Origin of the sequence: Streptomyces sp. NPDC052773, assembly GCF_044547145.1 — a bacterium.
Classification (GTDB): domain Bacteria; phylum Actinomycetota; class Actinomycetes; order Streptomycetales; family Streptomycetaceae; genus Streptomyces.
On sequence record NZ_JBITZX010000012.1, the window covers coordinates 170,415 to 191,837 of the forward strand.

A 21,423-nucleotide genomic window follows, 5' to 3' on the forward strand; every position below is an offset into this window, starting at 1 on the left:
TCCGGGGGCGGTGTCAAGGACATGGCGGGGGAGCCTCCCGGGGGCGCCCGAGTGCACACCCGGCCTGTGCGCGGGGGCGTGCGCCCCGGTGGTCACTGCTGGTGCAACCCCCGCCCGGCAAGGGTCAGGAACGCCTCGCCGACCGCCTCCGACAGCGTCGGGTGCGCGTGCACGTGCCGGGCGACGTCGGCGGGCTCCGCGTCCCAGCCGACGATCAGCTGGCTCTCGGCGATCATCTCGGACACATGGGGGCCGACCAGGTGGACGCCCAGCACCCGTCCGCCGCCCGCCTCGGCGACGACCTTCACCGTCCCGCCCTGCCCGTGCACCATCCCCTTGGCCACGGCGGTCAGCGGCATCGTGTTGACCTCCACCTCGTGCCCCCGCGCGTGCCTCCGCCTCGCTCAGGCCGACCGCCGCGCTCTGCGGCGACGAGTACGTCACGCGGGGCACCGCCGCGTAGTCCACCGGCGCGGACGCCAGCCCCGCCAGCGTCTCCGCCACCAGCAGGCCCTCGGCGAAGGAGACGTGGGCCAGCCCGAGGGACGGTGGGGGCAGCAGGTCGCCCACGACGTGCACCCCGGGCACGGCCGTCTCCAGCCGGCTCCAGTCCGCCGGTACGACGAATCCCCGCTCGTCCGTCGCCAGGCCCGCGGCGGCCAGGTCCAGGCCGTCGGTGACCGGGACCCGGCCGACGGCCAACAGCAGCCGCTCGGCCTCCACCGCGCGGACCTCCCCGCGGTCGGTGCGCACCCGCGCGCGGACACCGTCCGCCAGCACGTCCGCGTCCAGCAGCCGGGCGCCCGTCCGCACGTCGATACCGCGCTTCTTCAGACCGCGCGTCACATGCCGCGAGACATCGGCGTCCTCCAGCGGCAGGATCCGGTCGGCGGCCTCCACGAGAGTGACCCGCGCGCCCATGCGCCGCCCATGCGCCGCCCGCGCGACCGCCGGCGCGGAGGGCGGCGAGCTGCACGTCGCGGCCGTCCACGCGCTCGCGGTCGGCGTCCTGCCGGAGGTGTTCGCCCACTGGCGCGCCGCCCACCCGGACATCCTGCTGCGCCTGCACGAGTACGCCGAGACCGCGTCCCTGAGGGACGCCGTCGAACGCGGCACGGCCGACCTCGCCATCGGCCCGTCCCCCGCCGACTGGCCCGGCAGCCTGGTGCCCCTCGGGGACGAGGAGATCGTCCTCGTCGTCCCGTTCGACGACCCCTTCGCGGGCCGTACGACGGTCTCGCTGCCCGAACTGGCGGACCGCCCCTGGGTCCGCTGCGCCATGGAACCCGTCGTCCACGGCGAGCGCGTCCTCGACTGGGCCTGCCGCCGGGCCGGCTTCACGCCCCGTACCGCGGTGTGGACCGAACACAGCTCCACGGCGGTGCGGATGGCCGCCGCCGGGGTGGGCGTGTGCGCCGTGCCCTCGCACGTCGTACGCGGCGCCGTCGGCGGGGACTGCGTGGTGCTCTCCCACGAGCGGCCCTGGAAGCGACCGCTGAGCCTGTTCTCACGCGTTCCCCCGACCGGGGTCACGGAGGTCTTCGTCGACCTCCTGCGCACCCACCTCCCGCCCGAGGCGTCCGCGGCACCGACGGCGCCGACACCGGCCGCCCCGGCACCAACGCCCCACACACCGACCGCACAGACCTCCCCGGCGCCGCTCAGCCCCCGTCGCCCACCCGCTCCAGCAGCGCCACCGGAAGGGGCTCGAACAGCTCCTCCACGCGCGCGTGCCCGCTGAACTCCCGCCCCGGGGTGAGCGTGTCGGCCCAGCGGCCCGGCGGCAGTGCCAGCCGGGTGCCGCGCCAGCCGCCCGCCTCGGCCAGCCGGAGCGACAGCCGGGTGACCGCGGTGACCACCTCCCCGGAGCGTGAGAAGGCCAGCACATGGTCCGCCGCGGACCCCTCGGCGGCCAGCGGAGCGTACGTCGCCGCCTCCCCGAACACCTCCGGCCGCCGGGCCCGCAGCCGCAGCGCCGCGGCCGTCACCGCGCCCTTGTCGCCGGGGTCCTCGGGCGGGAACCGCACCGGCCGCCGGTTGTCCGGGTCGACCAGGGTCCGGCACTCGGCCTCCGTGCCCTGGTACACGTCCGGCACGCCGGGCATCGTCAGATGCACGAGCGCCACCCCCAGCAGGTTCGCCCGGATGTGCGGCTCCAGCTCGCGGCGCAGAGCGGCCATCCGCTCGCCCGGCGCCCCGCAGGGCCCCGCCGCCACGAAGGCCGCCACGGCGTCCTCGTACGGCGGCTCCTGCTCGGTCCAGCTGGTGTACATCCCGGCCTCGCGCACATGCTTCAGCAGCGCGGCCCGCACCCGCTCGGGGTCCGCCGGGCCGAGCCCGAAGACCGTCTGCCAGGCCGCCCAGGCGAGCTGCCCGTCCGGTGCGCCCGTATCGGCCCGGCTCACCTCGCCCAGCACCTCCGACCATCGCTCCGGGCACTCGGTGAGCACCGTCAGCGCCGCTCGCACGTCCGCGCTGCGCTTGGTGTCGTGCGTCGACACGACGGTCCCGGTGACGGGCCAGTCGCGCTGCACGCGCGCGCAGTACGCGTGGAACTCCTCCGGGGACAGCGCGGGCCGCCCCGGGTTGCCGCCCACCTCGGTGGCCGACAGCAGCGGGACGTACCGGTAGAACGCCGTGTCCTCCACCGACTTCGCGCGCAGCGCCGACGCCGTCTGCGCGAACCGGGTCCGGAACTCCAGCCGGTCCGGCCCGTCGCCGTACTCCCCGAGCAGCAGCCCACGGACGACGTCGACAGCTCCGGCCTCCTCCGGCACGGTGAAGGCCTGCCGGGCCCCCGCCGCGTGCTCCTCGGTGACGACCAGGGCGGCGTCCTCGGACTCGTAGGGCCGGTACACCTCCAGCCGGACCAGGAGTTCCCGCAGCGCCGTGCGCAGCGCCCAGGGCGCCCGGTCGCGCAGCGCCGGGTCCGGGGAGGCGGCGCACAGCCGGCTCACCACGCGGGTCAGCCGGTCCAGCTCGGTGGCCAGCTCGTGGTCCAGTACCAGGTAGGCCGCGCGCCGCGCGGTGGCCTCCCAGCGGCCGCCCCGGTCCGTCTGCGGGGCCGCGAACCGCCGGTACCGGGAGAGCAGTTCGGCGGCGCCCGCGGGGTCCGTGAACACGCCGTCGACGTGCCGCAGGGCGTCGTAGCCCGTGGTGCCCGCGACCGGCCAGGCGGCCGGCAGCCTTTCGCCGTCCGAGAGGATCTTCTCGACGACCGTCCAGCGCCCGTCGGTCGCCTCGTGGAGCCGCCGGAGGTAGCCGTCGGGGTCGGCGAGTCCGTCGGGGTGGTCCACGCGCAGCCCGTCCACGACCCCCTCGTGCAGCAGCCGCAGCAGCGTCGCGTGCGTGGCGTCGAACACCTCCGGGTCCTCCACGCGGACCCCGATCAGCTCGGAGATGCTGAAGAACCGCCGGTAGTTCAGCTCCGTCCGGGCCAGCCGCCACCACACGGGCCGGTACCACTGGGCGTCCAGCAGTTGCGGCAGCGGCAGGTCCTCGGTGCCCTCGCGCAGCGGGAACTCCTGGTCGTAGTAGCGCAGCACCTCACCGTCGACCGACAGGTGCGCCAGCTCCGTGCCGAGCGGATGCCCGAGCACCGGCAGCAGCACCTGGCCGCCCTGCGCGTCCCAGTCGATGTCGAACCACCGCGCGTACGGCGATTTGGGGCCCTCCCGCAGTACCTCCCACAGGGCGCGGTTGTGCCGCGGGGCCATCGCCATGTGGTTCGGGACGATGTCCACCACCAGACCGAGACCGTGCTCCCGCGCGGTGCGGGACAGCGCGCGCAGCCCGTCCTCGCCGCCCAGCTCGCCGCGCACGCGCGCGTGGTCGACCACGTCGTAGCCGTGCTGCGAGCCCGGGACGGCCTCCAGCACGGGGGACAGGTGGAGGTGCGAGACGCCGAGCGAGGCCAGGTACGGCACGGCCGCCGCCGCGGCGGCGAACGGGAACTCGGGCGTCAGCTGGAGCCGGTACGTGGCCGTGGGCACCGTGGGGTGCGGTCGCTCAGGGGTCATGCAGAGCTACGTACCCGCCCCGCCGGGTTTCGTGTCATCGTCCCCCGGCCGGCGGCGAGGACGTGGGCCGGACGGGGGTACGGCGCGCGGGGCGGCGTACCCCGAACGCGCCGTACCCGAAACCTCGGGCCGGGGCCCTCCCGCCCTGGCCCGCAGACCCGAGCCCTCGGGCCAGAGCCCCGGCCCGCAGAGACCCGAGTGCTCAGACGTCAGACCCGAACCCGCAGGCCCGGACCCTCAGGCCGGCCGCTGCAACACCGTCAGGCTCCGGTCGACGAGCCGCAGCCGCTCCCCGGCCGCCACCTTCGCGCCGGTGCCCGGCGGCACCCCGTCCGGGCGGGCGGTGTCGACGACGACCTGCCACTGGCGGCCGTGGTTGACCGGCACCAGGAAGTCCAGTGCCTTGGGGGAGGCGTTGAACATCAGCAGGAAGGAGTCGTCGGTGATGCGCTCCCCGCGCGGACCCGGCTCGGAGATGGCGTTGCCGTTGAGGAACACCGTCAGGGCCGAGGCCTGCGCCGACTCCCAGTCCCGCTGGGTCATCTCCCGGCCGTCGGGGGTGAACCAGGCGATGTCGGACAGGTCGTCGTGGGTGCCCTCCACCGACCGACCGTGGAAGAAGCGCCGCCGGCGGAAGACGGGGTGGTCCTTGCGCAGCCACACCATCGCCCGGGTGAACTCCAGCATCTCCCGGGGCAGGCCCTCGCCGTCCGGCCATTCCACCCAGGACAGCTCGCCGTCCTGGCAGTAGGCGTTGTTGTTGCCGCGCTGGGTGCGGGCGAACTCGTCGCCGTGGCTGATCATCGGCACGCCCTGGGACAGCATCAGCGTGGCGATGAAGTTGCGCATCTGCCGGGCGCGCAGCTCCAGTACGGCCGGGTCGTCGGTCTCGCCCTCGACCCCGCAGTTCCACGACCGGTTGTGGCTCTCGCCGTCCCGGTTGTCCTCGCCGTTGGCCTCGTTGTGCTTGTGGTTGTACGACACCAGGTCGTGCAGGGTGAAGCCGTCGTGGCAGGTGACGAAGTTGATCGAGGCCAGCGGGCGCCGCCCGTCGTCCTGGTACAGATCGGACGAGCCGGTCAGCCGGGAGGCGAACTCCGCGAGGGTGCGCGGCTCGCCCCGCCACAGGTCACGCACGGTGTCCCGGTACTTGCCGTTCCACTCGGTCCACAGCGGTGGGAAGTTCCCCACCTGGTAGCCGCCCTCGCCCACGTCCCACGGCTCGGCGATCAGCTTGACCTGGGAGACGACCGGGTCCTGTTGCACCAGGTCGAAGAACGACGACAGCCGGTCCACCTCGTGGAACTGCCGGGCGAGGGTCGCGGCGAGGTCGAAGCGGAAGCCGTCGACGTGCATCTCGGTGACCCAGTACCGCAGCGAGTCCATGATCAGCTGGAGCACGTGCGGGGAGCGCATCAGCAGGGAGTTGCCGGTCCCCGTGGTGTCCATGTAGTAGCGGGGATCGTCCGCGAGCCGGTAGTACTGCGGGTTGTCCAGCCCCCGGAAGGACAGTGTCGGGCCCAGGTGGTTGCCCTCGGCGGTGTGGTTGTAGACCACGTCGAGGATGACCTCGATGCCCGCCTCGTGCAGCGCGCGCACCGCCGACTTGAACTCCAGCACCTGCTGACCGCGGTCGCCCCAGGAGGCGTACGCGTTGTGCGGGGCGAAGAAGCCGATCGTGTTGTAGCCCCAGTAGTTGTTGAGCCCCATGTCCACCAGACGGTGGTCGTTCACGAACTGGTGTACGGGCATCAGCTCCAGGGCCGTCACGCCCAGTTCGGTCAGGTGCTCGATCAGTGCGGGGTGGGCCAGTGCGGCGTAGGTGCCGCGCAGCTCCTCCGGCAGCCCCGGGTGGCGCATGGTCAGGCCCTTCACATGCGCTTCGTAGATCACCGTCTTGTGGTACTCGGTGCGGGGCCGCCGGTCGTCGCCCCAGTCGAAGTACGGGTTCACCACGACCGACGTCATGGTGTGCGGGGCGGAGTCCAGGTCGTTGCGCCGGTCGGGGGCCCCGAAGTGATAGCCGTACACCTCCTCGCCCCAGTCGATCGTCCCGCTGATCGCACGCGCGTACGGGTCGAGCAGCAGCTTCGCGGAATTGCAGCGCAGCCCGCGCTCCGGGGCGTACGGGCCGTGCACGCGGAAGCCGTACCGCTGCCCCGGCATCACGCCCGGTACGTACGCGTGCCGCACGAACGCGTCACTCTCCCGTAGTTCCACCGCCGTCTCCGAGCCGTCGTCGTGCAGCAGACACAGCTCTACTCGGTCCGCGGCCTCCGTGAAGACCGCGAAGTTCGTGCCGGCGCCGTCGTAGGTGGCGCCGAGTGGATACGCCTCTCCAGGCCAGACCTGCATGGATACGACTCTTCCAGGTGTGCCGCGCCGCGGGGGTTGCCTTGGCTCCGAGTCTCCTTCGAAAGTGAGGGAACCTTCCCTGCCCTCTTTCCCTCTTACCGGGCGACCAGTGCATACGCGTATGCACGACAAACGGGGCACCAACGTACGTACTCCCAGGTACAGCGGGGGAGTAGGGGGACGATGTGCGCGAGTTAGCGCGCCGCCACCTGGGGAAGGTGGTGGCCGGAACGGGGATCGCGGTCGCGGCGACCGCGCTGATGGTGGGGATCACCCTGCCGGGGACGGCCGGGGCGGAGGACTCGGCCGGGGGGCCGGGATCCGGCCGTACGACCGGACAAGTGGCCGACGGGCAGGTGCCGGGCGGTCGGGGAGAGCAGGCGGCGGTCGCACCGGGCGTCGTCCAGGAGGCGCCGCCCGGGGGCGAGAAGGGCACGGGCCGGGACCCGCTCACCGACGACGAGATCGAACGGGTCGGGAAGCTCGCCCTCAGCCGGCAGCTGCGCGACTCCAGCGAGGACGTCGAGGGCGAACGCGGCCCGCAGACCCTCGCCATCGAGCTCGCCGAGCCGGAGACCGACGAACTGGACGCCGCGGACGCGCCCCGGCGCGCCGACGTCACGTTCTACGACTACCGGGACGACACCGTCGTCACCAGGACGGTGAACCTGGACACCGGGAAGGTGGAGCGGACCGAGACCCGGCACGGCGTCCAGCCGCCGCTGAGCCGCGCCGAGGAGACCGAGGCCGCGCGGGTCCTGCTCGCCGACGCGCTCAGCGCGGGCCTCAAGGCCGACCACAAGGACGCCACCGGCAGGGAGCTGACCTCTCCGGACCAGCTGGTGCTGACCTCCATGGTCTACCGGTCGGTCCCGGGCGCCCAGCCCGCCGTGCTCGACAAGTGCGGCGAACACCGCTGCGCGCGGCTGTTCCCGAAGGTGGTCAACGGACCGTGGATCGACACCCGGCACCTGGTGATCGACCTGAGCGCCCGAAAGGTCGTCGAAATCGACCGCTGACCGCGCGGCCGGACAGCACGCCACCGATTCGGATCAGTCCACTTTTCCAACTTGCTCCTGACGCAAGGGAGTCACTCCGTCATGCGCATGAACAGAATGAGCCGTGCCCGCGCGCGTACGGCCCTGGCCCTCGCCGTGGCCGGGCTCGCGGCGGGCGCCACGGCCGGAGCGGGACCGGCCGCCGCCCAGCCGAAGGCGGCCCCCGCCCCGCCCGCCGACTGCAGCGCGGCCCACCGCATCGAGCAGAAACTCGCGAACGGCACCACCTGGCGGATGTGCTGGCGCCACAGCGGCATGGCCGGGATCGTCCTGGAGGACGTCTCCTACCAGCCGCCCGGCGAGGCCCGCCCGATCACGGTCCTCAACAGCGCGAAGCTCGCCCAGATCCACGTGCCGTACGACGACGGCATCGAGGAGTACGCGGACCTGACGGACCAGTACTTCGGTGACGGTCTGCTGAACCTGACACCGGGCGAGTGTCCCGGCGGCACCATTCGGACCGTCAGGGTCCCCGATGCCCGGCACTCCGACTCCACCGACGTCAAGGGTCTGTGCACCACGACCCGCGCGCGGGGACACGCGTACCACCTGCAGAGCCTGAAGCCCGACATGAGCCTCGGCAAGCTCTACCAGAAGCAGGGCAAGGACCTGCTCGTCTACGCCGTCAACAAGGTCGCCTGGTACGAGTACATCACCGAGTGGCGCTTCCAGGACGACGGCACCATCCACATGAACGTCGGTGCCACCGGCAGCCTCGCGCCCCAGAGCTACGACGCGGGCGACGGCCAGGGCTGGCCCATCGGCAAGGGGGCCAAGGCCAAGGCCCTCAGCCACAGCCACAACGTCTTCTGGCGGCTCAACTTCGGCCTCGACGGCTCCTCCAAGGGCCGGATCGAGCAGTACGACTCCAAGGTCTCCCCGCCCGCCCCGGGGAAGCCGGCGCCCAGCAACAAGACCACCCGCACCAAGGTGACCAAGGAGCTCGCGGGCGACGCCAAGAACATGCGCTGGTGGCGCGTGGTCAGCGCGACCGGCAAGAACAAGGACGGGCACCCCCGGTCGTACGAACTGGTGCCCGGCCCCACCGCCAAGTACCCGGGCCGCGGCTTCACCAAGCACGACGTGTACTTCACCCAGTACAACAAGTGCGAGCAGTACGCGAGCGGCAACCCGCACTGCCCCGACGGCCACCCCACGACCGTGGACAAGTGGGTGAACGGCCAGACCCTGACCAACCCGGTGGTCTGGGTGAACATCGGCTTCCACCACATCGCCCGGGACGAGGACCAGCAGCCCATGCCGGTCCACTGGCAGGGCTTCTCAATCGCCCCGCGCGACGTCACGGCTATGAATCCGCTCACTCCCAAGGAGCTGGCGGGCACGAACGGCCAACTGGACGAGGGAGGTTGAGTAAAGGACCCTGTCCATCAGGCTGCACCGCCGACCGCTCCCGGAGTACCCTTCCTTGATCGTTGACACGGAAGTGGCCGGAAGTGGAAGGCGGTGCGCGGGTGGGCTCGGGAGGGCTGGAGCTGCCCCCTGGTGACGAGGCTGGTCACGAGGGGAACTCCACAGACGTCCCGCCCGGCACGGTGTCCCTGGCCCGACCGATGGAGACCAACTCCATCGGCCCGGAGCTGGACTGGGACGCCGACGCCTGGCGCGAGGTGCGCACCCGCGCCCAGCGGGCGGGCCGGGCGTACATCTGGCTGAACCTGGTGGAACAGCGGATGCGCGCGGTGGTCGCCGCCGTGCTGCGCCCCATCTACGAACCCGTCCACGGCGACGACTGGGTGGTCGCCGCCGCCGGACCGGCCGGCCAGGAGTGGGTCCAGCGCGCGGTCGCGGTCCGCGAGGTCAGCCGCCGCAAGGGCTATCTGCTCGACCCGGCCGACGACAACGTGCTCAGCTTCCTCACCCTGCCGCAGCTGCGCGAGCTGATGGTGCAGCACTGGCCGTGCTTCGAGCCGTACATCGACGAGCGCCGCGACGTCGAACTCGCCCTCGACGAACTGGAGGTGACCCGCAACGTCGTCTCCCGCAACCGGGCCCTGTCCGAGGCCGTGCTGCACCAGGCCGAGCGGGCCTCGGCGCGGCTGCTGGAGATCCTGGGCGCGGGCGGCGACGTGCCGTCGGCGCGCCGGCTGCCCGTCGACGCGGTCGAGGACCTGGTCGGCGACCGGTACGCCGACGTCGTCGCCGTCCACCCCGACCGGGTGCGGCTGCTGCGCCAGTTCCCCGCGGAGGACATCTTCGGCCGGGCCCGCCGCCTCGACGCCATCGGCATCGGCCTCAACCTGCTCGTGCAGAACTTCTCCGGGCGGCGGCTGGTCCGCCTCGCCGAGGCCGGCTGCCGGGTGCGGCTGCTGTTCCTCAACCCGGCCTCCAGCGCCGTCAAGCGGCGCGAGCGCGAACTGGGCATCAAGCGCGGCGAACTGAGCCGGGCCGTCGAGATGAACATCCTGCACATGCGCCGGGTGCGGGCCCGGTTGCGCGACCCCGGCGCCTTCGAGATCCAGGTCTTCGACGAGACGCCGCGCTTCACCGCCTACCTCGTCGACGGCGACGGCTCCGACGGGATCGCCGTCGTGCAGTCCTATCTGCGCCGGACGCGCGGCATGGAGGCGCCGGTGCTGGTGCTGCGCGGCGGCAGCCGGGTGGTCAGGGCGGACGACGCGGACGGGTCGCTCGACGGCGGTCTCTTCTCCACCTACCGCGAGGAGTTCGAGGTGGCCTGGGCGGATTCGCGCCCTGTGTCGTGAATCGCCCTCTGTGCCGGGAAGCGCGGCCCGTGGTGCGGCGGTAAGCGGAAGGCGGTCCGCCGATTGTCAGTGGCGCGTGCGAGGGTGGAGACCACTGGGGGAACGCACCACCGAGGAGGGGGACCGCCCATGGGCTGGCACCGGGAGCTGCTGATCGGCTTCGACCTGGAGACGACGGGGACGGATCCGCACACGGCACGCATCGTCACGGCCGCCGTCATCGAGGTCAGGGACGGACAGCCCCTGGGCCGCAAGGAATGGCTGGCGGACCCGGGAGTCGAGATCCCGGCCGACGCGGTCGCCGTGCACGGCATCAGCAACGAACGCGCGGCGTCCGACGGCCTGCCCGCCGACCGGGTCGCCGACACCGTCGCGGACGTCCTCGCGGGGTACTGGAAGGCGGGCGTCCCGGTCGTCGCCTACAACGCCTCCTTCGACCTGACCCTGCTCTCCGCCGAACTGCGGCGGTACGGCCTGCCGTCCCTGCGCGACCGCCTCGCCGGCCAGGACCCAGCCCCCGTCATCGACCCGTACACCATCGACCGTCGCGCGGACCGCTACCGCCGCGGCAAGCGCACCCTCGAAGCCGTCTGCACGGAGTACGGCGTGGACCTCGACTCGGCCCACGACGCCTCCGCCGACGCCCTCGCCGCCGCCCGGCTGGCCTGTGCGATAGCCGGCCGCCACCCCAAGATCGCGGCCCTCGGCCCGGCGGAGCTGCACCGCCGCCAGATCGAGTGGTACGCCGAGTGGGCGGCGGACTTCCAGGACTTCCTGCGCCGCAAGGGCAACGCGGCGGCGGTGGTGGACGGGGCCTGGCCGGTGCGGGAACCGACCACGGCGACGGCGGGCTGAACGGCCGCTGCGGGAACCGACCACGGCGACGGCGGGCTGAACGGCCGCTGCGGGGGATCCTCGGAGCGCCGGCGCTTCCGGGGCCCTCGAAGCGTGGCCGTCGGCGGAGGCCGCGGAGCGCTGCCGTCGTCGGGACCCTCGGAGCGCTGCCGTCACCAGGGACTCAGAAGGGATACCAGCGCACCGTCGGGTCCCCGTCCCGCAGGGACGCCACCCGCCGCTCGAACTCGGCCAGCGCCTTGGGATTGCCCGGCGCGTGCTGGGCCACCCAGGCGCAGCTCGCGGTCTCCCGGGCGCCGCGCAGCACGGCGCAGCCCTCCCACTCGCGCACATCCCAGCCGTAGGCCTCGGTGAAGGAGTCGTACGCCTCGGCCGGCAGGCCGTAGCGGTCGTGGGAGAGGGCCATCACCACCAGGTCGTGCTCGCGCAGATCGGCGGCGAAGGTCTCCAGGTCCACCAGGACCGGGCCGTCGGGACCGATGTGCACATTGCGGGGCAGCGCGTCGCCGTGGATCGGCCCCCGCGGCAGCCGCGGGCTGAGGGCCGCCGCGGCCGCCGCGAATCCGTCCCGCCGCTCGCGCAGATACGCCGCGTCCGCGGGGTCGATCGCCTCGCCGGCCAGACGCAGCCAGCGCTCCACACCGCCCAGCAGGTCGCGGGGCGGCAGATCGAAGGAGGGAGAAGGCAGTGCGTGGACGATCCGCAGCAGTGCGGCCAGATCCCGCGGCTCCGCGGGCCGTACGGGCTCGGGCAGTCGGTGCCACACCGTCACCGGGTGGCCCGCCGCGAGCAGCGGTTCCGGCTCGGCCGCCCGCACCGCGGGGACACCGGCTTCTTCCAGCCACTCCGCGATGGCCAGCTCCCGGCGGGCCCGGTCCAGCAGCTCGGCGTCGCGGCCCACCTTGACGACCAGGTCACCGGAGGCGAACACGGCGTTCTCGCCCAGGGCGAGCAGCCGGGCGTCCCGCGCCGGGCCGGGCAGCACTCCCGCCCTGGCCAGTACGTCCCGCGCCTGAGCCTCGTCCATCGTCCCGCCTCCGTCTGCCGCCGTCTTCCGCCGTCTTCGTCATCGAGCCGGGGTGGCCGGTTCTCGCCATCCCCCGGTCAGTCTCGCATCCGCACAGGTCGGACCGTGTGCGCGGTGCCTTGACGGCGTATCACGGCTTCACGACCATGACGGAGGCCCGCCGCCGGGCCCAGGCCGTCACGACCCGCGCGAAGGAGCCGATGACGTGACTTTGGTGACCGAGGCGAGGCGCACGGCGAAAAGCCCGCCGAGCCGGGGCCGCCCGAGCCGGGGCGCCGGCCACGGTGCCTGGTTCCTGGTGCTGCCCGCCCTCATCCCGATCCTGGTGCTGAGCGTCGGACCGCTGCTCTACGGCGTCCTGCTGGCCTTCACCGACGCCCAGTCGGGCCGCACGGAGCCCACCCAGTGGATCGGCGGGCTGAACTTCACGGACCTCGCCCGCGACACCCTGTTCTGGGAGTCCTTCCGGATCGGCCTGGTGTGGGCGGTCGGGGTGACGGTGCCGCAGTTCCTGCTGGCGCTCGGCCTCGCCCTGCTGCTGAACCAGGACCTGCGGCTGAGATGGCTCGCCCGCGCGCTGGCGATCGTCCCGTGGGCGATGCCCGAGGTGGTCGTCGGCATCATGTGGCGGCTGGTCTACAACCCGGACGCGGGCATCCTCAACGAGACCCTGCGCGACCTCGGTCTCGGCGACGGCCGCGACTGGCTCAGCGGGCTCGGCACCGCCCTGCCCGCGGTGATCGTCGTCGGTGTCTGGGCCGGTATGCCGCAGACCACGGTCGCCCTGCTCGCCGGACTGCAGAACACCCCGCGCGAGCTGCACGAGGCGGCGGCCCTCGACGGCGCGGGCGCCTGGCGCCGCTTCCGCACGGTGACCTGGCCCGCCCTGCGCCCGGTCGCGCTCGCCATCACCGCCCTGAACTTCATCTGGAACTTCAACGCCTTCGCGCTGGTCTACGTGCTCACCAACGGCGACCCAGGCGGCCGCACCCGCCTTCCCATGCTCTTCGCCTACGAAGAGGCCTTCCGCTACGGCCAGTTCGGGTACGCGGCGGCCATGGGCTGCGTCATGGTCGCGGTGATCTCGGTACTGCTCGCCCTGTTCCTGGCCGGCCGGCTCGAGGGAGGTGACGACGCGTGAGGACCCGTACGGGAGCCCGGATCGGACAGTACGCGGCGCTGCTCGCGTATCTGCTCTTCCTCGCCCTCCCCTTCCTCTGGCTGCTCTCCACGGCCTTCAAACCGCCGCGCGAGCTGGGCAGTCTGCACCCCACCTGGATCCCCGACAACCCCACCCTGGCCAACTTCCGGCAGGCCTTCGACGAGCAGCCACTGCTCCAGGCGGCGCTCAACTCGCTGCTCGCCGCGGCCGGGGCGGCGGTCGTCGCGGTACTGATCGCCACGCCGATGGCCTACGTCATGGCCCGCCACCGCACCCGATTGGCGCGGGCCGCGACCGGGTGGGTCGTGGTCAGCCAGGCGTTCCCGTTCGTGCTGGTGATCATCCCGTTGTTCCTGGTCCTGAAGAACCTGCGGCTGATCAACTCCCTGGCGGGGCTGGTGCTGGTGTACGTGGTGTGGGCGCTGCCGTTCGCGCTGTGGATGCTCGCCGGATACGTCCGGGCGGTGCCCACCGAGCTGGAGGAGGCCGCCGCGGTCGACGGGGCCGGGCGGCTGCGGACGCTGGTGTCGGTGACCGCGCCGCTGCTGGCACCGGGCATCGTGGCGACGGCGCTGTTCGCGTTCATCACCGCGTGGAACGAGTTCTTCTTCGCGCTGGTCCTGCTCAAGTCCCCGGAGAAACAGACCCTGCCCGTGATCCTCACCCACTTCATCGGCGCGGAGGGCGTCGCCGACCTCGGCCCCCTCGCCGCCGCCGCGTTCCTCGCCACCCTGCCCTCGCTGGTCGTCTTCGCGGTCATCCAGCGGCGGATCACGGGCGGCATGCTCGCCGGGGCGGTGAAGAGCTGATGCGCGTCAGGTGCACGGCCGCACTCCTCGCGGTCCTCCTGCTGCTCGCGGGCTGCTCCGGTGACGGCGGGGGCGACGAGGGCCGGGACGGCCGGATCACCCTCCGCTTCCAGTCCCTGGCCTGGCAGCAGGAGTCCGTCGAGGTCAACAAGGAGCTGGTGGCCGAGTGGAACGCGGCGCACCCGGACGTCCGGGTGGAGTACGTCCAGGGCAGCTGGGACAGCGTCCACGACCAGCTCCTCACCTCCTTCGAGGGCGGTGAGGCCCCGGACATCATCCACGACGCCTCCGACGACCTCGCGGACTTCGCGTACGGCGGCTATCTCGCCGACCTGACCGAGCTGCTGCCGCGGCGGCTCAAGGCCGACATCCCGCAGCGCACCTGGGACACGGCGACCTTCGGGGACGGCGTCTACGGCGTGCCGTTCCTCCAGGAGCCCAGGGTCCTCATCGCCAACGCGACCTGGCTGAAGGAGGCGGGCGTCCGCATTCCGACCCCCGAGGACCCGTGGACGTGGGCGGAGTTCCGCGCGGTCACCCGGCAGTTGTCGGGGGACGGGAAGTACGGCGTGGCCTGGCCGCTGAAGGAGCCCGTCTCCGCCACGCTCAACCTGTCCCTGTCGGCGGGCGGGCGGCTGTTCCACCGGGGCGCGGACGGCAAGGTCACCGTCCGTTTCGAGGAGGCCGACGCGGTGATGCCGCGCACGGTCCACGACCAGGTCACCACCGACCGCAGCGCCTCGCCCACCACCCTGGGCAGCGGCGGCTCCGACACCCTGCCCGGCTTCTTCGGCAGCAGATACGCGATGGTCCCGCTGGGCTTCTCCTACCGTCAGCAGATCGTCCAGCAGGCCCCGGAGGGCTTCGACTGGCAGGTGCTGCCCGCCCCGGCCGGCGCGCATGGACTCGCGCAGGGCGTCAGCCCGCAGACGCTGTCCATCGCCGAGGACAGCCCGTACAAGGAGGAGGCCGCCGCGTTCGTCGACTTCCTGCTCCGGCCGGAGAACATGGTGCGGCTCGCCCTCGGCGACTGGATGCTGCCCACCGGCACCGAGGCACTGAAGGATCCGGCCCTGCACACCGCCGAGCACGACTGGGCCACCGGCACCGCCCTCGCCGCCCATCTCCGCTCGGCGCCCGCCCAGGCGGTGCGGGGCTATCCGGAGTGGAAGGACAAGGTGGCGACCCCGGCGTTCCAGGAGTACTACAGCGGCGCGATCGGCCTCGAGGAGCTGCGCGACCGCCTGGAGGAGGACGGCAACCTGGTGCTGGCCCGCTACCAGCGCTGAGCACCGTAAGGACACCGGCGCCGCGCCCTCGCTCCCGCCGACCTTCCTCGCCCGGCTCACCGTGCGGTTCGGATGCCGCCATCACGGTTGCACGAGACGTCTCGTCTCGTCTAGGGTTGCGGGCATGACCTCTCGCGCCCATATCGCCATGTTCTCCATCGCCGCCCACGGCCATGTGAACCCCAGCCTGGAGGTGATCCGGGAACTCGTCGCCCGCGGGCACCGGGTCACCTACGCCATCCCGCCGGTCTTCGCGGACAAGGTCCGGGAGACCGGCGCCGAACCGAAGCTCTGGAACTCCACGCTGCCCGGCCCCGACGCCGACCCGTCGGCCTGGGGCTCCACCCTGCTCGACAACGTCGAGCCCTTCCTGGACGACGCCATCCAGGCCCTGCCCCAGCTGGCCGAGGCCTACGAGGACGACGAACCCGACCTCGTGCTGCACGACACGGCCGCCTACCCGGCGAGGGTCCTCGCCCACCGCTGGGGCGTCCCCGCGATCTCCCTGGCGCCGCACATGGTCGCCTGGGAGGGGTACGAGGAGGAGGTCGCCGCCCCCATGTGGGAGGAGCCGAAGAAGACCGAGCGCGGCCGGGCCTACTACGCCCGCTTCCACGCCTGGCTGGAGGAGAACGGGATCGGCCTCCATCCCGACGACTTCGTCGTCCGCCCCGCCCGCTCGCTCGTCCTCATCCCGAAGGTGCTCCAGTGGAACGCCGACCGGGTCGACGAGAGCGTGTACACCTTCGTCGGTGCCTGCCAGGGCGACCGCACCGCCGAGGGCGACTGGCAGCGGCCCGCCGGCGCCGAGAAGGTGGTCCTCGTCTCGCTGGGCTCGGCCTTCACCAAGCAGCCGGAGTTCTACCGCAACTGTGTGAAGGCCTTCGGCGACCTCCCCGGCTGGCACGTGGTGCTCCAGATCGGCCGGCACGTCGACCCGGCCGAGCTGGGCGACGTACCGGCGAACGTGGAGGTCCACTCCTGGGTGCCGCAGCTCGCCGTCCTGAAGAAGGCCGACCTGTTCGTCACGCACGCCGGGGCGGGCGGCAGCCAGGAGGGCCTGGCCACCGTCACGCCGATGATCGCCGTACCGCAGGCCGTCGACCAGTTCGGCAACGCGGACGTGCTCCAGAGCCTCGGTGTCGCCCGGCACCTGCCCACCGAGGAGGCCACCCCCGAAGCCCTGCGCACCGCCGCCCTCGCCCTCGTCGACGACCCCGAGGCCGCCCGCCGTCTGAAGGACATCCAGGCGGAGATGGCCGAGGAAGGCGGTACGTCCCGCGCGGCCGACCTCATCGAGGCCGAACTGCCCACCGCGCGGCGGCAGTCGTGACCGTCAGGCGTACGCCGTGAAGTCCGCCGGGCGTACCGCCGCAGGCCTCACGGCGGCAGTCGTGACCGTCAGGCGTACGCCGTGAAGTCCGCCGGGCGTACCGCCGCAGGCCTCCGTCAGGCGTACGCCGTGGTGTCCAGACGGGCCTTGTAGATGATCGCGCCCTCCCGCGCCCTTGCCACCCCGCTGACGTTGAAGTGGACGTACTTCGTGCCGAAGACGTTGCCGTCCTCGACCGCGCCCGTCCACATCTGCTCGCCGGAGGAGTGGCGCACGTACGACTTCACGTACCGGCGCGAGTGCAGCCGGGTCTTGGTCATCGACGCCTTGTCGACGGCGTACACCCCATAGGTGTCGGTGACCAGCAGGCGGCCCGGGCGCTGGTGGTCGGGCTGGAGGTCGTGGGCGCGGGTGAAGGCGTCCAGACGGCGCGCGGTGTCCTCCACCAGCTTCGCCGAGTTCGCCGTCGTCACGATCCGGTAGGCGGTCAGCCGCTTGCCCCCGCTCACCCACATCCGCTCCAGGTGCGGGTCCCACAGCAGACCGTGCGCCTGGTGGAACGGGATCGGGCTGCCCGCCCGCACCAGCGAACTCGCATGGCTGTTCGTCGGGCGGAACACATGCAGGCTGCCGCCGGTCGCCGCGCCGGCCCCGCTGCCGTAGCTGCGGCCCGCGACGACGACCACGCCGGTGCCGCGGGCGCGTTCGATGCAGTGCGGGTAGTTCCTCACGTCCGACACCGACCACAGCAGCTTCTTGTCGCGGCGCCGGTAGACGCTCGCCGTGCCGGTGGTGGCGGTGCCGGTCACCGCGAGCAGGATCTCACCGTCCCCGTCGGTGGCGCGGAAGCGGTGCTCCATCGGGTGGCCCGAACCGGCCGGATTCAGCTGCCACTTGATGTCGCGGTCGGTGAACGGCTTGTTCCGGTCGAACAGGAAGATCCTCCCGGAGTTCACATCCCCGACGAGCACGTTGAACGCGGCCGGCGCGGCGCTCGCCTCCGGCGCGGTCAGCAGTCCCGCCGCCGGTACGGTCACGGCCCCGGCGAGCGCGCCCTTCACCAGGCTTCGTCTGTCCACGAGTCGTCCTCCCCCTGGTCGACGACCGGTCGTCGCTCGGTCAGCCAGACGGAAGTGAGGGCCCGTCGGTTCCCCCGTGACCGACGGGCCCTCTGACCAAGGTGCGGGAATCAGACCCTCCGCAGGCCCGCCTCGGACCGGCCATCCGCCCGCCTCGGACCGGCCGTCCGCCCGCCTCGGACCGGGCTCAGACCTTCAGCGGCTCGGGGTCGCCGTCCTCGTCCCGCGCCGGCCGCGCCGTGATCGCCTCGGGCGCCTCGTCGTGGGTGAGGTCGGGCAGCCGGTTCAGCCACCGCGGCAGGTACCAGTTGCGCTCGCCCAGCAGCGCCATCACCGCGGGCAGCAGCACACCCCGGATGATCGTCGCGTCGATCAGCACCGCCGCCGCGAGGCCCACGCCCATCTGCTTCATGGACTGCATGGACAGCGTGCCGAAGATCGCGAAGACGGCGACCATGATGACCGCGGCGCTGGTGACCACCCCGGCCGTGGTGACCACGCCGTGGGTGATCGCCTCCTTGGTGGTCCGGCCGCGCAGCCGCGCCTCGCGGATCCGCGACACCACGAACACGTGGTAGTCCATCGACAGACCGAAGAGGATCACGAACAGGAACAGCGGGAGCCAGCTCACGATCGCGCCGACGCCCTCCGCGCCCACCAGGGAGGCGCCCCAGCCGTGCTGGAAGACGGCGACCAGGATGCCGTAGGCGGCCCCCACCGACAGCAGGTTCAGCACGATCGAGGTGACCGCCACGGTCAGTGACCGGAACGACAGCAGCATCAGCACGAACGCGAAGAGCACCACGAAGACGAACACCGGCACGACCGAGCCGACGAGCTGGTCGTTGAAGTCCTTCGACCCCGCGACCTGCCCGGTGATCGGCGCCTCGACGCCGTCGACCTCGCCGAGCGTGGCCGGGCGGACCTCGTCGCGCAGCTTGTCCAGGCTGGCGCCCGCCTTGTCCAGGTCGGAGCCGCCGACCAGCGGGACGTAGACGAAGGCGATGTTCCGCTCGTCGTGCAGCTTGATCTCGACCGGGCCGCGCGAGGCACCCGAACTCACCGCGCGCTCCCGGAACGCGGCGAGCGCGTCGCGCACCTCGGGCGCGTTGATGTCGTCCGCCTTGACGACCACCTCGGCCGGGTCGGAGCCGCCCGGGAAGGCCTCGTTGACCCGGTTGTACGTCTGCACGATGGGCAGCGAGTCACCGAACTCCTGGTCCAGGGTGAGGTTCTGCGTCTTCATGCCGAGCGCCGGGGCCGCGACCGCCAGCAGCGCACCGCACGCCACCACCACGGACACCACGGGCCGCGCGAGCACGCCCTTCAGTACGGCGGTCCAGAACCGGCTCCCGTCGGAGCCGCCCCCGTCGCGGCGCCGACGGGACAGGAACGGGATCCGGCCCTTGTCGACCCGCTCGCCCAGCAGCGACAGCAGCGCCGGCAGCACGGTCACCGACCCGACCATCGCGACGGCCACCACCATCAGCGACGCCAGGCCCATCGCCTCGAACTCGGCGATACCGGTGAACAGCATGCCCGCCATCGCCACGCACACCGTCACACCGGAGACGACGATCGCCCGGCCACTGGTCGCGGCGGCGATCCGCAGCGCCGTCTGCGCGTCCCGCCCGGCGGCCCGCTCCTCGCGCTCACGGCGCAGATAGAACAGGCAGTAGTCGACCCCGACGGCCATGCCCACCAGCAGCATCACCGAGTTGGCGGTGTCGCTCATCGGCATCACATGACTGACAAGCCCCATCAGACCCATCGTCGCCATGATCGCGGTGATGGCCAGCAGCACCGGCAGCAGCGCCGCCACCACCGCGCCGAACGCGATCAGCAGGATGCCGAGGGCGACCGGGACGGCGGAGTACTCGGCCTTCTTGAAGTCGTCGCCGAACGCGTCGTCGAACGTCTTCATCATGCTCGCGCCGCCGATCTGCTCGATCCGCAGCGCTTCGTGGCCCTCCTGGACCTTCTCGACGGCCTTCAGCACGGGCTCGACGCGCTCGCCCGCGGTGTCCGCGTCGCCGCGCATGTCGAACTGCACCAGCGCGCTGCGGCCGTCCGCCGAGATCGTCTTCGTGTCGTACGGCGAGCTGATGTCGGTGACCCGGCCGGTCGCGTCGACCGCCCGCACCACGGCGTCGACGGCGGCGCGGAACTCCGCGTCGGTCGCCTTCAGCCGGCCGTCCTTCGACTGGATGAGGACCGTCTCACCGGCCGGTTCCTCGATCCCCGCGTCTTCGATGATCTTCGCCGCGGTGTGCGTCTCGCCCTTGATCTGGTCGCTGTCCTTGACATCGACCCGGCCCGCGGCCGAGCCGAGCCCCATCGCCAGGACGACGAACAGCACCCATATGCCGATCGCCGCCCAGCGGTGGCGGGCGCTCCAGCCGCCCGCACGGGCGGCGAACCCCCGTACCCGTGTCTCTCCGTTGGACATGACGGTCCCCCTGCCGGTCTTCATGCCGGGCTGCCCCTCGTGTGCGGCGACGGCCCCCTGCCGCCCCCTGTCGCTACCGACCGTAGGGGCCGGACGAAGCCATCTCGTCGTGCTGCCCGGTGAAGCGCGGCGCCCCCGTGTCCTCCCCTCGGCCCCCCGCCTCTCACCACTGAGGAGGACACCGGCCCCTTACATCTATCGGGACATCCCCGAACCGACGGCCGGTCGGCGCACCCCTGTTGTGGATTACGCAACCTTGTTGAATAAGTCACAGAGGCGTGTAGCTGTTGATCCACACCCCGTGTTTCGGCCAGAGTTTCGCGCAACCCCCACCCCGAGACGGCGGCCGTCGTGCCCGCCCCCACGGGGCACGACGGCCGCTTAGGGTGGGGGCGTGACGACGTATGCGGCGCTGCTGCGCGGAATCAACGTGGGTGGCAGCAAGAAGATCCCGATGGCCGATCTGCGCACCCTGATGGAGGGCCTCGGCCACGACGGCGTACGCACCTACCTCCAGAGCGGCCAGGCCGCCTTCACCACCGGCCGCGGCGACGAGGACTCCCTGGCCGCGGAACTCACCCGGGCGATCGAGCAGCGCTACGGCTTCACCGTGGACGTCATCGTGCGCGACCACGCCTATCTGAAGGCGATCGCCGACGCCTGCCCGTTCCCCGCCGCCCACCTGGAGCCCAAGCAGCTCCACGTCACCTACTTCTCCGCCCCCGTCGACGAGGACCGCTTCGCCGAGATCGACCGCGAAGCCCATCTCCCGGAGGAGTTCCGCCTCGGCGACCGCGCCCTCTACCTGTACGCCCCGAACGGCCTCGGCCGCTCCAAACTCGCCGAGGCCCTCTCCCGGCCCCGCCTGACCAAGGGCGTCATCGCCACCACCCGGAACTGGAACACCGTGCTGAAGCTGGTGGAACTCACCGCGCCGCGGTGACCGGAACTTCCGGGAGCGCGTCGGCGTCCTCACAGGTGGCAGGCCGGCCACCCCGGACGGCGTGACGGAAGCGAGGGGCGATGCGGACCGACGACCCGACCAAGCTGGAGACGACGCTGGCCGACGGACGGCGTGTCACGCTGTCGCTCCCGCCGACCGACGCGCCCTGGGCCGCGGACGGCATCCGCGGCCTGCGTCCCGTGCTCCCCACCCACACCGGCCACGGCGAGGAACCCCCGCCGCTCCCGTCCCGCCCCGCACTGCCTCTGGAGGTGGCTCTGCTGGGGCTGGGCGCCTGAACCCGACCGGCCGTTCCCGGCTG

Annotated in this window: 15 protein-coding genes and 2 pseudogenes; 11 read left to right on the top strand and 6 right to left on the bottom strand. The window is 72.3% G+C overall.

Features of this window, described 5'->3' with window-relative positions:
* Nucleotides 1–92: 92 nt before the first annotated feature.
* Nucleotides 93–930, bottom strand: a pseudogene (locus ACIG0D_RS25415) (FAD-dependent oxidoreductase); the annotation flags it as partial.
* On the opposite strand from ACIG0D_RS25415, the gene ACIG0D_RS25420 reads away from it, so the two are divergent.
* Nucleotides 920–1,741 carry a LysR family transcriptional regulator substrate-binding protein gene (locus ACIG0D_RS25420; RefSeq protein ID WP_399805056.1) on the top strand — a complete coding sequence of 274 codons (822 nt, stop codon included), beginning with the start codon at nucleotides 920–922 and terminating at the stop codon, nucleotides 1,739–1,741. The pseudogene ACIG0D_RS25415 and the gene ACIG0D_RS25420 sit on opposite strands and share 11 nt — an antisense overlap.
* On the opposite strand, the gene treY is transcribed toward ACIG0D_RS25420, so the two are convergent.
* Both treY and glgX read right to left on the bottom strand, forming a co-directional pair.
* Nucleotides 1,662–4,019, bottom strand: a complete 2,358-nt coding sequence (gene treY, locus ACIG0D_RS25425; RefSeq protein WP_399805059.1) for a malto-oligosyltrehalose synthase — start codon at nucleotides 4,017–4,019, stop codon at nucleotides 1,662–1,664. The genes ACIG0D_RS25420 and treY overlap by 80 nt on opposite strands.
* A 237-nt stretch (nucleotides 4,020–4,256) precedes the next feature.
* Nucleotides 4,257–6,374 (bottom strand): glycogen debranching protein GlgX, encoded by a 2,118-nt coding sequence (gene glgX / locus ACIG0D_RS25430; protein ID WP_399805062.1) that lies wholly within the window; start codon nucleotides 6,372–6,374, stop codon nucleotides 4,257–4,259.
* Between the two features lie 185 nt (nucleotides 6,375–6,559).
* Between glgX and ACIG0D_RS25435 the strand changes: the two genes are divergently transcribed.
* From ACIG0D_RS25435 to ACIG0D_RS25450, 4 genes are all read left to right on the top strand, one after another.
* Nucleotides 6,560–7,393 carry a Tat pathway signal sequence domain protein gene (locus ACIG0D_RS25435; protein WP_399805065.1) on the top strand — a complete coding sequence of 278 codons (834 nt, stop codon included), beginning with the start codon at nucleotides 6,560–6,562 and terminating at the stop codon, nucleotides 7,391–7,393.
* Nucleotides 7,394–7,474: 81 nt separating this feature from the next.
* Complete coding sequence (locus tag ACIG0D_RS25440; RefSeq protein WP_399805068.1) at nucleotides 7,475–8,803, top strand: copper amine oxidase; 1,329 nt, start codon at nucleotides 7,475–7,477, stop codon at nucleotides 8,801–8,803.
* Nucleotides 8,804–8,904: 101 nt separating this feature from the next.
* Nucleotides 8,905–10,155 (top strand): SAV2148 family HEPN domain-containing protein, encoded by a 1,251-nt coding sequence (locus ACIG0D_RS25445; RefSeq protein WP_399805071.1) that lies wholly within the window; start codon nucleotides 8,905–8,907, stop codon nucleotides 10,153–10,155.
* A gap of 129 nt (nucleotides 10,156–10,284) precedes the next feature.
* Entirely contained in the window at nucleotides 10,285–11,010 is a 726-nt protein-coding gene (locus ACIG0D_RS25450; RefSeq protein ID WP_399805074.1) for a 3'-5' exonuclease, read from the top strand.
* A 163-nt stretch (nucleotides 11,011–11,173) separates the two neighbouring features.
* On the opposite strand, the gene ACIG0D_RS25455 is transcribed toward ACIG0D_RS25450, so the two are convergent.
* Nucleotides 11,174–12,037, bottom strand: a complete 864-nt coding sequence (locus ACIG0D_RS25455) for a phosphotransferase enzyme family protein (protein ID WP_399805077.1) — start codon at nucleotides 12,035–12,037, stop codon at nucleotides 11,174–11,176.
* A gap of 205 nt (nucleotides 12,038–12,242) precedes the next feature.
* On the opposite strand from ACIG0D_RS25455, the gene ACIG0D_RS25460 reads away from it, so the two are divergent.
* The 4 genes and pseudogenes from ACIG0D_RS25460 to mgt all read left to right on the top strand — a co-directional run bounded on the left by ACIG0D_RS25460 (nucleotide 12,243) and on the right by mgt (nucleotide 16,630).
* Nucleotides 12,243–13,178 carry a carbohydrate ABC transporter permease gene (locus ACIG0D_RS25460; RefSeq protein ID WP_399805080.1) on the top strand — a complete coding sequence of 312 codons (936 nt, stop codon included), beginning with the start codon at nucleotides 12,243–12,245 and terminating at the stop codon, nucleotides 13,176–13,178.
* Nucleotides 13,175–14,008 (top strand): carbohydrate ABC transporter permease, encoded by an 834-nt coding sequence (locus tag ACIG0D_RS25465; RefSeq protein WP_399805083.1) that lies wholly within the window; start codon nucleotides 13,175–13,177, stop codon nucleotides 14,006–14,008. Before ACIG0D_RS25460 ends, ACIG0D_RS25465 begins: the two co-directional genes overlap by 4 nt.
* Nucleotides 14,008–15,297 carry an ABC transporter substrate-binding protein gene (locus tag ACIG0D_RS25470; protein ID WP_399805086.1) on the top strand — a complete coding sequence of 430 codons (1,290 nt, stop codon included), beginning with the start codon at nucleotides 14,008–14,010 and terminating at the stop codon, nucleotides 15,295–15,297. The genes ACIG0D_RS25465 and ACIG0D_RS25470 overlap by 1 nt, the downstream gene beginning before the upstream one ends.
* Nucleotides 15,298–15,369: 72 nt before the next feature.
* Nucleotides 15,370–16,630, top strand: a pseudogene (mgt, locus tag ACIG0D_RS25475) (macrolide-inactivating glycosyltransferase).
* A gap of 116 nt (nucleotides 16,631–16,746) precedes the next feature.
* On the opposite strand, the gene ACIG0D_RS25480 reads toward mgt, so the two are convergent.
* Both ACIG0D_RS25480 and ACIG0D_RS25485 read right to left on the bottom strand, forming a co-directional pair.
* On the bottom strand, nucleotides 16,747–17,709 hold the full coding sequence (locus tag ACIG0D_RS25480) for a hypothetical protein (protein WP_399805089.1): 963 nt from the start codon (nucleotides 17,707–17,709) through the stop codon (nucleotides 16,747–16,749).
* A gap of 187 nt (nucleotides 17,710–17,896) precedes the next feature.
* Nucleotides 17,897–20,158, bottom strand: a complete 2,262-nt coding sequence (locus ACIG0D_RS25485; protein WP_399805092.1) for an MMPL family transporter — start codon at nucleotides 20,156–20,158, stop codon at nucleotides 17,897–17,899.
* Between the two features lie 394 nt (nucleotides 20,159–20,552).
* Here ACIG0D_RS25485 and ACIG0D_RS25490 point away from each other — a divergent pair, with 394 nt between their 5' ends.
* Nucleotides 20,553–21,101 (top strand): DUF1697 domain-containing protein, encoded by a 549-nt coding sequence (locus ACIG0D_RS25490; protein WP_399805095.1) that lies wholly within the window; start codon nucleotides 20,553–20,555, stop codon nucleotides 21,099–21,101.
* An 80-nt stretch (nucleotides 21,102–21,181) separates the two neighbouring features.
* Complete coding sequence (locus ACIG0D_RS25495) at nucleotides 21,182–21,400, top strand: hypothetical protein (RefSeq protein WP_399805098.1); 219 nt, start codon at nucleotides 21,182–21,184, stop codon at nucleotides 21,398–21,400.
* Nucleotides 21,401–21,423: the final 23 nt, after the last annotated feature.

What these genes read in the sequence shown, in the direction of transcription:
- ACIG0D_RS25450 (WP_399805074.1), top strand. Translation starts at nt 10,285, where the DNA reads ATGGGCTGGCACCGGGAGCTGCTGATCGGCTTCGACCTGGAGACGACG.
- ACIG0D_RS25420 (WP_399805056.1), top strand. Translation starts at nt 920, where the DNA reads ATGCGCCGCCCATGCGCCGCCCGCGCGACCGCCGGCGCGGAGGGCGGC.
- ACIG0D_RS25470 (WP_399805086.1), top strand. Translation starts at nt 14,008, where the DNA reads ATGCGCGTCAGGTGCACGGCCGCACTCCTCGCGGTCCTCCTGCTGCTC.
- glgX (WP_399805062.1), bottom strand. Translation starts at nt 6,374, where the DNA reads ATGCAGGTCTGGCCTGGAGAGGCGTATCCACTCGGCGCCACCTACGAC.
- ACIG0D_RS25455 (WP_399805077.1), bottom strand. Translation starts at nt 12,037, where the DNA reads ATGGACGAGGCTCAGGCGCGGGACGTACTGGCCAGGGCGGGAGTGCTG.
- ACIG0D_RS25440 (WP_399805068.1), top strand. Translation starts at nt 7,475, where the DNA reads ATGCGCATGAACAGAATGAGCCGTGCCCGCGCGCGTACGGCCCTGGCC.
- ACIG0D_RS25485 (WP_399805092.1), bottom strand. Translation starts at nt 20,158, where the DNA reads ATGTCCAACGGAGAGACACGGGTACGGGGGTTCGCCGCCCGTGCGGGC.
- treY (WP_399805059.1), bottom strand. Translation starts at nt 4,019, where the DNA reads ATGACCCCTGAGCGACCGCACCCCACGGTGCCCACGGCCACGTACCGG.
- ACIG0D_RS25495 (WP_399805098.1), top strand. Translation starts at nt 21,182, where the DNA reads ATGCGGACCGACGACCCGACCAAGCTGGAGACGACGCTGGCCGACGGA.